Origin of the sequence: Novosphingobium resinovorum, assembly GCF_036352595.1 — a bacterium.
In the GTDB taxonomy this organism is placed as follows: Bacteria; Pseudomonadota; Alphaproteobacteria; order Sphingomonadales; family Sphingomonadaceae; genus Novosphingobium; species Novosphingobium resinovorum_B.
On the sequence record NZ_JAZFAX010000014.1, the window covers coordinates 60,804 to 75,231 of the forward strand.

The 14,428-nt window shown below is 68.5% G+C and carries 11 protein-coding genes; 6 read left to right on the forward strand and 5 right to left on the reverse strand.

All coding sequences use genetic code 11. From position 1 onward, the window contains the following. Window positions 1-16: 16 nt before the first annotated feature. Genes V2S85_RS14690 through V2S85_RS14715 form a run of 6 tightly spaced genes read left to right on the forward strand, consistent with a single transcriptional unit; the run spans window position 17 to window position 7,863 of the window. The gene (locus tag V2S85_RS14690; protein ID WP_330703588.1) at window positions 17-1,426 is read left to right on the forward strand and encodes an LLM class flavin-dependent oxidoreductase; all 1,410 of its coding nucleotides are present in this window, start codon (window positions 17-19) and stop codon (window positions 1,424-1,426) included. After that, window positions 1,423-3,084, forward strand: a complete 1,662-nt coding sequence (locus V2S85_RS14695; RefSeq protein WP_330703589.1) for an ABC transporter substrate-binding protein — start codon at window positions 1,423-1,425, stop codon at window positions 3,082-3,084. Before V2S85_RS14690 ends, V2S85_RS14695 begins: the two co-directional genes overlap by 4 nt. Then, window positions 3,081-4,061: an ABC transporter permease gene (locus V2S85_RS14700; RefSeq protein WP_330703590.1), complete on the forward strand. Its 981-nt coding sequence runs from the start codon at window positions 3,081-3,083 to the stop codon at window positions 4,059-4,061. Before V2S85_RS14695 ends, V2S85_RS14700 begins: the two co-directional genes overlap by 4 nt. Beyond that, window positions 4,058-4,909 carry an ABC transporter permease gene (locus tag V2S85_RS14705; protein ID WP_330703591.1) on the forward strand — a complete coding sequence of 284 codons (852 nt, stop codon included), beginning with the start codon at window positions 4,058-4,060 and terminating at the stop codon, window positions 4,907-4,909. The genes V2S85_RS14700 and V2S85_RS14705 overlap by 4 nt, the downstream gene beginning before the upstream one ends. Continuing rightward, window positions 4,909-6,609, forward strand: coding sequence for an ABC transporter ATP-binding protein (locus V2S85_RS14710; protein WP_330703592.1), 1,701 nt, complete (start codon window positions 4,909-4,911; stop codon window positions 6,607-6,609). Before V2S85_RS14705 ends, V2S85_RS14710 begins: the two co-directional genes overlap by 1 nt. Before the next feature lie 39 nt (window positions 6,610-6,648). Continuing rightward, the gene (locus V2S85_RS14715) at window positions 6,649-7,863 is read left to right on the forward strand and encodes an acyl-CoA dehydrogenase family protein (RefSeq protein ID WP_330703593.1); all 1,215 of its coding nucleotides are present in this window, start codon (window positions 6,649-6,651) and stop codon (window positions 7,861-7,863) included. 110 nt (window positions 7,864-7,973) lie between these two features. On the opposite strand, the gene V2S85_RS14720 is transcribed toward V2S85_RS14715, so the two are convergent. From V2S85_RS14720 to V2S85_RS14740, 5 genes are read right to left on the reverse strand one after another with little or no spacing between them, the layout of a single operon-like run. After that, the gene (locus V2S85_RS14720) at window positions 7,974-9,203 is read right to left on the reverse strand and encodes an SfnB family sulfur acquisition oxidoreductase (RefSeq protein WP_330703594.1); all 1,230 of its coding nucleotides are present in this window, start codon (window positions 9,201-9,203) and stop codon (window positions 7,974-7,976) included. Window positions 9,204-9,214: 11 nt separating this feature from the next. Then, on the reverse strand, window positions 9,215-10,390 hold the full coding sequence (locus V2S85_RS14725) for an LLM class flavin-dependent oxidoreductase (RefSeq protein WP_330703595.1): 1,176 nt from the start codon (window positions 10,388-10,390) through the stop codon (window positions 9,215-9,217). A 28-nt stretch (window positions 10,391-10,418) separates the two neighbouring features. Next, window positions 10,419-11,843, reverse strand: a complete 1,425-nt coding sequence (locus V2S85_RS14730; RefSeq protein WP_330703596.1) for an NtaA/DmoA family FMN-dependent monooxygenase — start codon at window positions 11,841-11,843, stop codon at window positions 10,419-10,421. Then, window positions 11,836-13,425, reverse strand: a complete 1,590-nt coding sequence (locus V2S85_RS14735) for an ABC transporter ATP-binding protein (RefSeq protein WP_330703597.1) — start codon at window positions 13,423-13,425, stop codon at window positions 11,836-11,838. Before V2S85_RS14735 ends, V2S85_RS14730 begins: the two co-directional genes overlap by 8 nt. Window positions 13,426-13,478: 53 nt before the next feature. Then, window positions 13,479-14,411 (reverse strand): ABC transporter permease, encoded by a 933-nt coding sequence (locus V2S85_RS14740; protein ID WP_330703598.1) that lies wholly within the window; start codon window positions 14,409-14,411, stop codon window positions 13,479-13,481. Window positions 14,412-14,428: the final 17 nt, after the last annotated feature.

A 14,428-nucleotide genomic window follows, 5' to 3' on the forward strand; every position in this document is an offset into this window, starting at 1 on the left:
GGCGCAGTACAGTCCCATGCCCAAGCAGCTTCACGTCAACTTGTTCGAGATGAACTGTGTCAGCCACATCATTCACGGGATGTGGGTGCATCCGGACAACAACAGGCATCGCTTCAACGACCTGGATTACTGGACCGAACTGGCGCAATTGCTTGAGCATGGGACTTTCGACGGGGTCTTCATCGCCGACGTGATCGGCACGTACGACGAGTTCAGGAACGGACCCGAGACGGCCCTGCGCGAAGGGATGCAGATCCCCAGCAACGACCCCTTGCTGGTCATCCCGGCGATGGCGGGCGTCACCCGCAACCTGGGGTTCGGGGTGACGTTCTCCACCAGCTACGAGCCGCCCTTCGCCTTCGCGCGCCGGATGAGCACGCTGGACCATCTGACGAAGGGGCGCGTGGGTTGGAACGTCGTCACGTCCTACCTGCCCAATGCCGCGCGCAATTTCGGGCTGGAAGCCGAGATCGACCACGACCAGCGCTACCGCATCGCCGACGAGTATCTCGACGTGCTGTACAAGCTCTGGGAAGGGTCCTGGGACGATGACGCCGTCGTCGTGGACAAGGACAGGCGCGTCTACACCGATCCTTCGAAAGTCCGTTACATCAACCATGTGGGCGAGCACTACAAGGTCGCGGGGCCGCATCTCTGCCAGCCTTCGCGGCAACGCACGCCCTTGCTGTTCCAGGCCACGGGCTCGCCGGCGGGCATCGAATTCGCCGGGCGCCATGCCGAGGCGATCTTCACCGGCGGGGCGACGACCGCCGAAGTACGGCGCAACATCGCGGCGATCCAGGCGAAGGCGCGCGCGCATGGCCGTGATCCTGCGGGGGTGAAGTTCTTCGTTCCTGCAAGCGTCATCGTCGGGCGTTCCGAGGCGGAGGTCCAGGACAAGCTGCGCACCTATCGGCAGTTGCAAAGCGTCGATGCCTCGCTGGTGCATATGCAGTCGACGATCGATTTCACGCTGTATCCGCCGCAGACCCGGCTGGCCGATATCCTGTCGACGGGCGACCGGTCCTGGGGCCTGTCGCGCTGGATCGACCCGGAAGAGACGGTCGGCGCCCTGCTCAGCCGGATCCGGTTTCAGGAAGGCCGCTTCTTCGTCGCCGGCACGCCCGGCCAGGTCGCCGACGTCATCGAGAAATGGCTCGACGAGGACGGCATCGACGGCATCAACCTCATCCAGTACCTGTCCTACGGCACCGCGCGGGACTTCATCGAACTCGTCGTGCCCGAACTGCGCCGTCGCGGGCGTTTTCGCGAGACATATGCGGACGGCGAGACCTTGCGGGAAAGGTTCTTCGGCAAGGGCCAGGCCCGCCTGCCCGGCGATCATTTCGGCGCGCGTTACCGCGATCCGGCAAAGCTGCTCGAACGGGCGCAGCCCCTGCCCCGCCATCAGGAGGTGCCCGCTTGACGCGCAGGTCGGGACCGGCGGCGGGCGCCCTGGCGGCGACATCCCTGCTGCTGGCGTTATCGGGATGCGGCGCCGGAAGCGACAGCGCCTCCGGCGGACGCACGGCCGCATCCGGCACGCCGGTCTCCGGCGGCACGCTGGTCTACGCCACGGATCGTGAGCCGACCTGCCTCGATCCCCATTCGCAGGGGGACATGCCGCAGGTCTACATCGCGCAGCAGTTCCTGGATTCGCTGGTCTCCATGGACGAGAAGGGCAACATCGGGCCGTGGCTGGCACAACGCTGGGAGGTGTCCCGGGACGGTCTGACCTACACGTTCCACTTGCGCCGCGACGTGCGGTTCACCGACGGGGTTCGCTTCGATGCCGCCGCCGTGAAGGCGAACCTGGATCACATGGTCGATCCGAAGACGCAGTCCAGCACGGCGGGCAGCTATCTTGCCCAGTACCTGCGCACCGACGTCATCGACAGCCACACCGCGAAAGTTCATCTTGCGACGCCTTACGCGGCCTTCCTCGAAGTTCTCGCGCAGGGGTTCCTCGGCATGGAATCCCCCAGGGCGCTGGCGCGCTCGCGCGACGAGAACTGCCAGAGCCCGGTCGGCTCGGGGCCGTTCCGGGTCGTGCGATGGGATCGCCAGAGCCAGGTGGTGCTCGAACGCAACCCGGACTACGCCTGGGCGCCGCCTACCGCCCGCCACACCGGCCCGGCGTATCTCGACCGGGTGGTATGGAAGTTCATCCCCGACCCCTCGGTGCGCTTCGCATCGCTGCAGGCGGGCGACGTCGACGTGATCGATGCCCTGCCGCCCGAATCGCACGGCCCCGCGCGCCAGAACCCGGACATCACGCTGCTGATGAAGGACCGGCCGGGCAATCCCACCAAGGGCGACTTCAACGTCACCCGCGCCCCGTTCGACGACGTCCGCGTGCGCGAGGCCTTCGTGCGCGCGGCCAATGTGGCGGGCGCGCTCAAAAGCGTCCTGTTCGGCGAATATACCCGCGCCGGAGGGCCGCTGAGCCACGTCACCCCGTTCTACAACGCGCAGTTCGAGCATGCGCAGGACTACGACCCGCAGCGGGCCGCACGCCTGCTCGACGAGGCGGGATGGACCGGGCGGGACAGCGAGGGCTATCGCACCCGCAACGCCCGGCGCCTGACGGTGAAGGTGCCGATGAGCGACCAGCTTTCCAATGCCGAGCGCACCTTGTGGGAACAGGTGCAGGCCTCGGAGAAGAAGGTCGGCATCGCCGTCGACCTCGATCCCATGGGCGCCAGCGGCATCCTCGAGTGCTGCAGCACGGCGTGGGACTACGACATCCGCATCGGCTACTGGAACACCAACACGCCCGACGTCCTGCGCTTCGTCTTCGGCAGCGAGTTCATCGACCGCCCCGGCACGTCCTACCACACCAACGGCACCGGCTTTCGCGATGCCCGGTTCGACCGGGTGATCCATCAGGCGCTGGAGACGCAGGATCCCGAAGCGCGCCGGGCGCTCTATCTCGATGCGCAGCGGATCGTTTCGCAAGAGTACCTGCAGCTGACCACCATCCCGCAAAGCACGCGCCTCGCGATCTACAAGACCACCCACGGGGTCCGCATCGAACCCTCGCTGTCCATCACCTACCTCTACGACGCATGGGTGCGCAAATGAGCGGGCCGCCTGCTCCGGGCCGACGCGAGACGCACGCCGAATGGCTCGCCCTGCTGCGCCTTGGCGGCATTCGCCTGGCCGGCGGAGCCTTCGTCCTCTGGGCGGTTGCCACGCTGACCTTCATCGCGATGCGGCAGATGCCGGGAGATCCCGCGCTCGCGATCCTGGGCGGCATCAGCCCGACCCCGCAGGCCATCGCCGAAGTGACGCGCGAATACGGCCTCGACCAGCCGCTTTTCGTGCAATACGGGCGCTACCTGTCCGATCTGCTGCAAGGCCATCTCGGCATCTCCTACGCGCAGCGATTGCCGGTGAGCCAGATCATCGCGGAGCAATCGGGCGCGACGCTGCAACTGGTGGCGGCCTCGCTGTTCACCACCTGGGTTCTGGTCCTGCTGTGGACGCTGACCACGACGGGACGCGGGCGCTGGATCGCCGGGATCGGCGCGACGGTGGAGACGATCGCGGCCGCGGTGCCGCCGTTCTGGCTGGCGATCGTGCTGCTGGCGACGTTCGCCTTCGGCCTGCGGCTGTTCCCGGCGGCAGGCAGCGACGGGGTGCGCACCCTCGTTCTTCCCGCCCTGGCGCTGGGGCTGCCGCTGGCCGGGTTCGTCGGACAAGTGACGCGCGAGGCCCTTGTCGTCACGCTGGAGCAACCGTTCATCCTTTCCGCCCGGATGCGCGGGGCGAGCGACTGGTCGGTGCGCTGGCGCCATGCCCTGCGCCATTCGCTGCTGCCGGGCGTCTCGCTGTCGGGCTGGGCCATCGGCGCGCTGATCGGCGGCACCGTCGTCATCGAGGTGATCTTCTCGCGCAAGGGGCTGGGACGGCAGCTCTACCAGGCGGTGCAGTCGCAGGACGCCCCGCTGGTGATCGGCATCACGCTGGTGATCGCCACCAGCTACGTGATCGCCAATATCCTCGTCGACCTGCTCTACCACATCATCGATCCGCGCCTGCGAAAGGACGACCAGTGACCGCCATCGCGCCGACACTCGATGCCCGTCACGCCGCCCGGCGGACGGGTGCCCCATGGGGCGCGGTACTGGCGGGCGGCTTTCTCGCCGCGCTGCTGCTGGCCTCGCTGTTCCCCTGGATCTTCGCCCCGACCGACCCCCTCTCGATCCTTCCCGAAGATGCCTTCCAGGCGCCCGGGCTGACGCACTGGTTCGGTACCGACCAGTCGGGCCGCGACATCTTCGCCCGTGTCGTCCACGGCAGCCGCCAGTCGCTGTCGATCGGACTGCTCGCAGTGGGTCTGGCGGTCGCGGTCGCCGCGCCGCTGGGCGTGGTGTCCGGCCTTGCCGGAGGGTGGGTGGACCGCGGCATCGGCTGGGTGATCGAGATCCTGCTCGCCTTTCCCGGCATCATCCTGGCATTGCTGTTCGTCGCCATCTTCGGCGGCGGCATCGGCCCGCTGATCGTGGCGACGGGCCTGGGCGTCGCGCCCGGCTATGCCCGCATGATCCGTGGCCAGGTACTGGCGGTCCGCAATTCCGGCTACATCGAGGCGGCACGGGCGCTGGGCCACCGCCCGTGGCGGATCGTGCGGCGCCAGCTCCTGCCCAATGCCGCCCGGCCGCTGGTCGTCGTCATCACGCTGGGCGTCGGACAGGCGATCGTCTGGGCATCGGCGCTGAGTTTTCTGGGCCTGGGGGCCAAGCCCCCCGCGCCCGAGTGGGGAACCATGATGGCGGCCGGCCGGGACTTCATCGCCAATGCCTGGTGGCTGACGTTCTTCCCGGGCCTTTTCATCCTGCTCACCACTTTGTCGACCACTGTTCTGGGACGCTATCTGCAACAACGCCTGGAGGGCCACCGCTAATGGAAGCTAAGCACCTTATCGTAGAAGGCCTGTCGGTCAGCTTCGGCGCGCGCCGCGTGGTGGAGGACGTCTCGTTCGAACTGCCCCCCGGAAAGGTCGTCGCGCTGGTGGGCGAATCCGGATCGGGCAAGAGCGTCACCGCGCGCAGCCTGGTCGGGCTGGCCGGGCCCGGCGCCCATGTCGAGGCGCGCCGGTTCAGCTATGGCGAACATGACCTCCTGCGCCTGCCGGAACGTGCGTGGCGCCGCCTGCGCGGCAAGGACATCGGTTTCGTGCTGCAGGACGCGCTCGTCTCGCTCGACCCGCTGCGCCCGGTGGGCAAGGAAGTGCTGGAGCCGCTCGCGCTGCATGGCTGGGGAACCCGCGCCGGCCGCAAGGCACGGGTGCTGGAACTGCTCGAACAGGCCGGCGTGCCCGAACCGCAGTTGCGGGCCGGCCAGCGTTCCGGGCAGCTGTCGGGCGGCTTGCGCCAGCGCGCCCTGATCGCCAGCGCTCTCGCCCTCGGTCCGGGCCTCATCATCGCGGACGAGCCGACCACGGCTCTGGACGCCACGGTGCAGGCCCGGATCCTTGACCTGTTCGAGGAGATCAGGGCGGCGGGCAGTTCGCTGCTGCTCATCAGCCACGACCTTGGCGTCGTGTCCCGGCTTGCCGACGAAGTGCTGGTGATGCACCAGGGCCGGGTCGTCGAGCAGGGCCCGATCGCGCAGATCCTGGCGGCGCCGCGTCATCCCTACACCCGCAGCCTGCTCGATGCGCGTCCGGGCCTGCAGCCTGCGCGCACCCGGCTCGGGCCGGGGCGCCCTGGCCCGGTGCCGGTCTCAGGGCCTGTCCCCTTCCTTAGCGCGATGCCGCAGATGCGCCTGCCCGAGATACCGCTGCTGGAAGCCCGCCAGCTGGGCAAGCGTTATCGCGGTCCGGACCGGCGCTGGCGGCAGGTCATCGAAGGCATCGACATAACCCTGCACGCCGGACGGACGGTGGGCATCGTCGGCGAATCCGGATCGGGCAAGAGCACGGCCGCGCGCATCGTCATGGGCCTGCTGGAACCGGACGCGGGCGAGGTGACTTTCGCCGGAGAGCCCTGGAGCGGGCCGGCAGGCGCCCGCGTGCCCGAGCATGCGCGGCGCCCCCGCCGGCGGCATATCAGCGCGATCTACCAGGATCCCCTGAGTTCGTTCGATCCCCGCTGGAACGTCGGGCAGATCCTGGAAGATGCGCTTGCGGTCGGCGGCTGCGCTCCCGCCAAGCGCCGCGACCGGGTGGCCACGCTGCTGGAGCAGGTGCGGCTGCCCGCCGACCTGTTTTCGCGCGGCCCGCTGCAACTGTCCGGCGGCCAGCGCCAGCGCGTGGCGATCGCGCGCGCCATCGCCAGCAACCCCAAGGTGATCGTCTGCGACGAACCGGTGTCGGCGCTGGACGTCTCGGTGCAGGCGCAGGTGCTGGACCTGCTGGCCGAGCTGCAGGAACAGCTGGGCCTCGCGTACCTGTTCATTTCCCACGACCTCGACGTGATCCGGCACGTCAGCGACGAACTGCTGGTGATGTCGCAGGGTCGCATCGTCGAGCGCGGGAGCACCCGGCGGATCTTCGAGGATCCGCGCCACCCCTATACCCGGCAACTGCTCGCGGCGGTGCCCCGGCTGCCGCAGGAAGCATTCATCGCGCCGCTCGTCCCCGAGTACGCGCTGCACGCCTGACGTGCCGCGCATCGTCCCCATCCAAACGAGAGTTCCGACATGAGCAACCCGTCTAATCTCAACATTGCCGCGCGCCCCCTCGCCCACGGCCTCAGCGTCGCCGACCTACGGCACCGCGCCGCGCTGCTGCTGCCGGACATCGCCGAAGGCAGCGCCGATCGCGAACGCGAGCGCGTGCTTCCCCGCGATCAGATCCGCAGGCTGGCCGAGGCGCGCCTGCTGACTTTCCGCATTCCGCAAAGCTACGGCGGCAGCGGGTCCACCGTGCGCGAGGTGGTGCAGTTCATCATCGACCTGGCGGCGGTGGATTCCAACATCGCGCAGGCCCTGCGCCCCTCGTTCCTGTTCATCGACTCGCTTCTCGCCAGTGCGCCCGAGGACCAGCGCGCCTTGTGGTTCTCGCGCTATCTGGCGGGGCAGGTGGTCGGCAACGCCGGGTGGGAAATCGGCGGCAACAACGGCGCCGTCGCCACGCGTATCGTGAAGGACGACGACGCCTTCCGAGTGACCGGGGCCAAGTACTACAGCACCGGCGGGCTCTATTCCGACTGGATTCTCGCCGTCGCGACGGACGAGGCGGATGAGCTGGTCGTCTTCGTCCTGCCCACCGACCGCGAAGGGCTGGAACTGGTCGACGATTTCGATGCCATGGGCCAGCGCCTCACCGCCAGCGGCACCACCAACCTGAACGGCGTGATCGTCCATCCCGAGGACATCCAGCAGCGTGCGTTCGACGACGGGAAACGCTCCATCGTCACGCCTTTCGCGCAACTGTTCCTGGCTGCGGTGGAGGCCGGCATCGCCCGGAACGTGCTGGCGGACGCGGTCCGCTTCGCGCGGGAGAAGGCCCGCCCGATCAAGCACAGCAGCGCCCTGCGATCGGTCGACGACCCTTACGTGGAGCATGCCGTGGGCGAAATCTCCGCGCGCGCCTTCGCTGCGGAGGCCGCCGTGCTGCGCGCCGCCGACAGCATCGATGCGGCATGGGCGGCGGACCTCGACGAAGCGGCGGTGGACCTTGCGGCGGTCGATGTCGCACAGGCGCAATACATCGCCGTCGAGGCCGCACTCAAGGCTGCCGAGCGCCTGTTCGACGTCGGCGGCGCTTCGACCACCGGGCGCAGCCACAACCTCGACCGACACTGGCGCAACGCCCGCACCGTCGCCAACCACAATCCCCGGGACTGGAAAGCCGCCGCCGTGGGTGCCTACCGCCTGAAGGGAACAGCGCTGCCCGTATCCGGGCTGTTCTGATGCGTTGGACAAAGGATCGGTAGAAGCGCCTCCTCTTCAGAAGCAGCCGATAGCGAGGCGACCGGGGCGCGGTCAGGATGTCTTCCTCCGCCGCCCGGGTCGCCAGTCGTTCAGCGCTCCACGGCCGCCGCCTTGCGCACCGGCTTGCCCGGCGCCACGCCATTGAGCAGCCAGTTGCCCGAGGCGTGATAGCGCCACTGGTTCGCGTCATGCACGGTATGGGTGCGCGCGTTGCGCCAGTGGCGGTTGAGGTTGAGCCCCTCGTCCGTGCTGGCACTGCCGATCAGGGCGAACACGTCGCTGCCGATCTCCACCGAGACGTCCTCGGCAAAGGCCTTGGCTTCCGCCACCGCCACCGCCGCCAGCGCGGCGCTTTCCGGCGTCAGGTCCGCATTCGCGGCATCGAGCTTGCGCGAGGCCCGCTCCAGCAGCGCCTCCGAAGCGTGGAAGCGGGTGGAGAGCTGCCCCAGGCGGTGCAGCAGCAGCGGATCCTCATGCGCCGAGGCCGCCGGAGCGCCCAGCCTCGGCCGTCCGCGCCGGCGGATCACCCCGACCGCCTCGGCCAGCGCATCCTGCGCGATGCCCACGTCGATCGCGGCGTGGAGCAGCGAACCGAGGCTGTGGAACAGGCTGGGCCGCTCGAACAGGCGCCAGTGCTCGACCACTTGCGAAGGATCGACCGCCACGTCCTCCAGCACGGTGGTGCCGCTGTAGGTGGTGCGCTGGCCCATGGCGTTCCAGTCCGCCTCCACCGTGACGCCGGGCGCATCGCGCCGGACGTAGACGAGCACCAGCCGTCCAGCCTCGTCAAGCGCCGCCACCGGAATCCAGTGCGCCGTCAGCGCCCCGGTGCAGTAATACTTGCGACCGTTCAGCCGCAAGTCGCCGCCCGGCCCCCGCGTCAGCCGGGTCTTCAGATCGAGCGCCGAGGAACCTCCCCGCTCCGCCTGCGCATTGCCGAAGCGCGCGCCTGCCAGCAGCTGCGCGAAGAAGAACGCCTTCTGTTCCTCGGTCCCGTCCTGCCGGATCGCATCGACGAAGACGAAGTGGTTCTGCGGCAGTTGTCCGACCGCCGCGTCCCCCGCCGACAGGATCTGGAAGACCTTCACCAGCGTCTCGAACGATACGTCCGCGCCGCCATGCTCACGCGGGACGGTGATGCCGAACAGGCCCGCCTCGGAAAGCCAGTCGAGCGGCTCGGAGGGGACCGTGCGCAAACGATCCCGCTCCGACGCGCCTTCAGCCAGCCGCCGCGCGAGTTGCCGCGCGACGTCGAGCGCTTCCGCGTCGGAAGCGATGACGCGCGCGGCCTGGGTATCGGCCGATTGCCTGTGGCTCACCGTCGCCATCTTCACTCCGCCGCGATCTTGAGGTCAGGCTTGGCAACGGGCGCGAACGGCACGTTCGCCGATGCCGTGCTCACGGCCCCGCGCGGATGCTGCCAGAGCCCCTCACGCTGGAGCACGGGCAGCACGCCCTCGCCGAACCAGTAAGCCTCCTCGAGGTGCGGCACGCCGGAGAGCACGAATTCCTCGATGCCGACCGATGCATATTCCTTGATCCGCTCGGCGATCTCGGTGTGGCTGCCGACCAGTGCGGTGCCCGCGCCGCCGCGCACCAGGCCGACGCCCGCCCACAGGTTCGGGCCGACCAGCAGGTTGTCCTTGCTGCCGCCGTGCAGCGCCAGCATCCGCTTCTGCCCCTCCGACTGGCTGCGCGACAGCCCCGACTGGACATTCGCGATCGTCTCCGGATCGATCGCGTCCAGCAGGCGCTGCGCCTCGGCCCAGGCGGCTTCGGCGCTGTCGCGGGCGATGACGTGAAGGCGGATGCCGAAGCGCACCTTGCGCCCCTGCTCGGCGGCAAGGCCGCGGATCCACTCCACCTTCCTCGCCACCGCCTCCAGCGGCTCGCCCCAGGTCAGGTAGACGTCGCTGTGCCGCGCCGCGACCGCCCCCGCCGCCGCCGAGGAACCGCCGAAGTAGAACGGCGGGATCGGATCGGGCAGGCGCGGGATGTGCGCGCCCTCGACGTGGACGTGCTGGCCCTTGTAGTTCACGTCCTCGCCGGCCCAGAGGCGGCGCACCACTTCCAGCCACTCGTCGGCGCGGGCATAGCGGTCATCCTTGCCCAGGAAATCGCCATAGGCGCGCTGCTCGTGATCCTCGCCGCCGACCACGATGTTGAGCAGCAAGCGTCCCTTCGAGGCGTTCTGGAAGGTGGAGGCCATCTGCGCCCCCAGCGTCGGCGACATGATCCCGGGCCGGAAGGCGACGAGGAACTTCAGGTGATCGCTCACCTCGTTCAGCATCGCGGTCATCAGCCAGGCATCCTCGCACCATGCCCCGGTCGGGGTCAGCGCCGCCTCGAAGCCGATCTGCTCGGCGCTGCGGGCGATCTGGCCGAGGTAGGAGATGGTCGCGGGGCGGGCACCCCCGGCGACGCCCGCAGGCACGCCGTGGCCGCCGCCGACGATGAAGCGGCTGTCGCCATACGTGGGAAGGAACCAGTGGAACTTGAGGCTCATGTCATGTCGTCCGTCTATGTGAGGTCTGTCAGGCCGCGTCCGCCTTGGCCGGCGCGTCGAAGCGCAGCGGCGCGGGCGGAACGCGCAAGTTGGCGGGATCGCGGTAACGGGTGCCGAAGTGCTCGGCGGGAAGGCGCGGACCGGCACCGAACAGACGCTCGCGCAGGGTCTCGCCCTCGGCGTAGCTTTCGCGGTAGCGGCCACGGCTGCGCAGTTCCGGCACGACCAGTTCGATGAAATCGCGCGCGGTGTCGAAGCTGTGGTACTGGCGCAGGTTGATGCCGTCGATCCCGTCGATATCCAGCCAGCGCTCGATCTCGTCCGCGATCACCGTCGGCGTACCCGCGACGAAGAAACGTTCCTCGTCGAAACCGGACAAGTGCTCGACCACGTCGCCCACCGTCTGCTCGGGCTTGCTGCGGTCGATCTGGTGGTTCCAGCGGTGGTCGGTGGCGGCGATGTCGGCCACCCGCGTCTCGCGCGGGAAGGCGAGGTAGTCGATCGCCGACTGGCTGTGCGCAAGGCGGCCCTGCACCGACAGGTTGCGGCGATAGCGCTCCAGCTTCTGCGTGACTTCAAGGTCGCTGCGCCCGGCGATCACCCCCGCCTGGACGATGAAGCGGATCGAGGCCGGATCACGCCCGTGCGCGGCGGCGCGGGCGCGCATGTTGGCGATGTTGCGGCGGACCTGCTCGGTGGTGAGGCCGCCGGTGAAGACGACTTCGGCGTGACGCCCAGCGAACTCCATGCCCGCCGGCGATCCGGTCGCCTGGAACAGCACCGGCGTACGCTGCCGCGAGGGCTGCGACAGGTGCGGCCCGGCGACGCGGAAATGCTCGCCCTTGTGGTGGATGTAGCGGACTTTGGCGGGGTCGGTGTAGACGCGGTTGTCGCGGTCCTGGATCACCGCGTCGTCGTCCCACGATCCTTCCCACAGCTTGTAGAGCACGTCGAGGTATTCGTCGGCGATCTCGTAGCGGTGATCGTGCGCGACCTCGTCGGCGTGGCCGAAGTTCTCGGCCGCGTTCTTGAGGTAGGAGGTGACGATGTTCCAGCCGACGCGGCCCTTCGTCAGGTGGTCCAGCGTGCTCATCCGCCGCGCGAAGGCGAAGGGCGGCTCGTAAGTGGTGGAGAACGTCACCCCGAAGCCGAGATTCCTGGTGACGGCGGCCATCGCCGGGATCACCAGCAGCGGATCGTTGTTGGGGATCTGCAACCCCTCGATCAGTGCGGTTTCCGGGCCGCCGCGAAAGCGATCGTAAGCGCCCACCACGTCGGCCAGGAAGATCGCGTCGAACGCGCCGTGCTCGCACAGCTGGGCAACTTCGGTCCAGTATTCGATGTCGTTGAAGCGGTGGCGGTTGTTGCCCTCCAGGTGCCACAGTCCATGGACGATGTGGCTGACGCAGTTCATCTCGAACAGGTTGACGTGCAGCTTCCTGGGTTCAGGCATGTTCAAGGCTCCGGTTGGGATCGACGGGAAGCACCGCGTCGATGAGCGCGCGGGTGTAGGGATGGGCGGGACGGGCGAAGACGTCCTCGACGTTGCCCTGCTCGACGGCGACGCCGTCCTTCATCACCAGCACGCGGTCGGCGATGCGGCGCACGACGCCAAGGTCGTGCGAGATGAACAGGCAGGACAGGCCGAGCCGCTGCTTGAGATCGGCCAGCAGGTCGAGCACTTGCGCCTGGACATAGACGTCCAGCGCGGACACGGGTTCGTCGCAGACGAGGACGTCGGGCCCGGGGGCAAGGGCGCGGGCGATGGCCACGCGCTGGCGCTGTCCGCCCGACAGCTCGATGGGCCGCCTGTCCAGCACCGAGGGGTCGAGCTGGACCAGCTCGAGCAGTTCCTGGGCACGTTCTGTGCCGTCTGGGTGCCGTTGAGTGCCGGCCACCGCGATAGCCTCCTCCAGCACCCGGCGGACGGTGTAGCGCGGGTCGAAGCTGGCCAGAGGGTCTTGAAAAACAACCTGAATTTTCTTGCGCTGGGCGCGGCGTTCGGCGCCGGAAAGGTCGCGCCAGCGCTTGCCGCGCAGCCGTACCTCGCCCGCGTCGGGCTGCTCCAGCCCCAGCACCAGCCGCGTCAGCGTCGTCTTTCCGGAGCCGGATTCTCCCACGATTCCAAGAGTTTCCCCGCTTCGCAGGGTGAACGAGACATCGTTCACGGCGATGCGCGAACGCTTGTCAGGCCCGACGAAACTCTTTGAAATTCCACGGGTTTCCACGACAGCCTCGCCCTCGGGCGGCCGCACCAGCCGCAGCGGAACCACGCCGTTTCGCGAACTCGCATGCAACACCCGCGCCGCGTCCAGAAGCTCGCGGGTATAGGGGTGATCGGGCGAGGAAAGGATCCGCGCGGCAGGCCCCTCTTCGACGATATACCCATGATTCATAACGATAATACGGTCAGCAAGACGGGCCACCACAGCCAGGTCGTGACTGACGATCAGCATCGCCCGATCAGGGCTACGCAACGTCTCCAGCAACCGCACGACCTGCGCCTGAACCGCCGCATCCAGCGCCGTGGTCGGCTCGTCGGCAATCAGCAGTTCGGGGTCGCACGCGATCGCCGAAGCAATCAGCGCCCGCTGCCGCTGCCCCCCGGAAAGCTGCGAAGACCGCTGTAAAACGCGCAATTCCGGCTCCGGCACACCCACCGAACGCAGCAGTTCGAGCACCCTCTCCTGCCGCGCCCGGCGGCCGAGCGCGGTGTGCAGTCGCAGCGGCTCACCCACTTCCTGCCCGATGGTCCGCAACGGATCGAGCGATCCCAGCGCGTCCTGCATCACGAAACCGATGCGATCCCCGCGCACCCGCCGCCATTCGGCTTCCGTGAAGGCGCGGGTATCCTGGCCATCGAAACGGACGGCATCGGCGGAAATGCGCGCTCCGGGCCCGGTCTGGCCGATGATGGTACGCGCGGTGACGCTCTTGCCCGAACCGGATTCGCCCACCAGCGCCACGCACTCGCCGCGCCGGATAGACAGCGAAATGCCGCTGACCCGCGCCGGTCCGGTTTCGGTGAAGCGCACCGTCAAATCGCGGATATCGACGAGCGGCGTCTCTGTAAAAGGCGTAAGGGCATTCATGCCGTCTTGCCCTCCCCGCGCCGGATGACCTCGCGTCCGATGGTGGAAACGGCCAGAACCGTAAGCGTCACGACGATCGCAGGCGTCGCGACAAGCCAGGGCGCAACGGACACGAAGTTGCGTCCCACCGCCAGCATCGCGCCCCATTCCGGCGCAGGCGGCGGCGCACCGAAGCCGAGGAAGCTCAGCGCCGCGGCGAAGGCGATCTTGTCGCCGATGCCGATCACCGCCAGCAGCAGCGCGGGTTTCACCGCATTGGGCAGGATATGCCGCCACACGATCGTCGCACGGCGCAGGCCGAGCGTGGTCGCGGCCTCCACGAAAGGCGCATTCCGGATCGTGCGCGTGGTCGTGCGCACCAACCGGGCGTAGCGCGGCATCGTGGCGATGCCGATCGCGACGATCACGTTGGTCGTGCTCTGTCCCCAGAGCGTGATGACGAGCAGCGCGAAGAGGATGCTGGGTATCGCCGCCATGACATCGGCAAAGCGCATCGACGCGGAGTCCGACACCTTGCCACCGAGCCCGCCGGCGAGGCCCACGACGATCCCGATCCCCAGCGAAATCGCCATCGCCGCGACCCCGAGGCCGAGCGAAGCCCCGGTGCCGTGGATCAGGCGCGCCAGGACATCGCGGCCGTTCTCATCCGTCCCCAGCCAGTGCTGTGCGTCAGGAGGCAGGAAAGCGAGGTTCGCATCGGCTGCCTGCGGGTCCACCGAAGTCAGCAGGCCGGGCGCCAGAGCGGCGACCACGAGCAACGCGGTGAAAACTGCCGCCAGGGCAAGCGAGGGACGAACCGCTTTCAGCCGCTGGACCAGCCCCGCTGCGTCCGGCGCGGTTGGCTCGGTGCGAGACGGCAGCCAGATGGTCGTGCCATCCGGCGTGAAATAGGCAGGAGCGAGAGCGGCGGTAGCTGCGGGAGGCGTCATGGTCGTTCTCCTTCCGG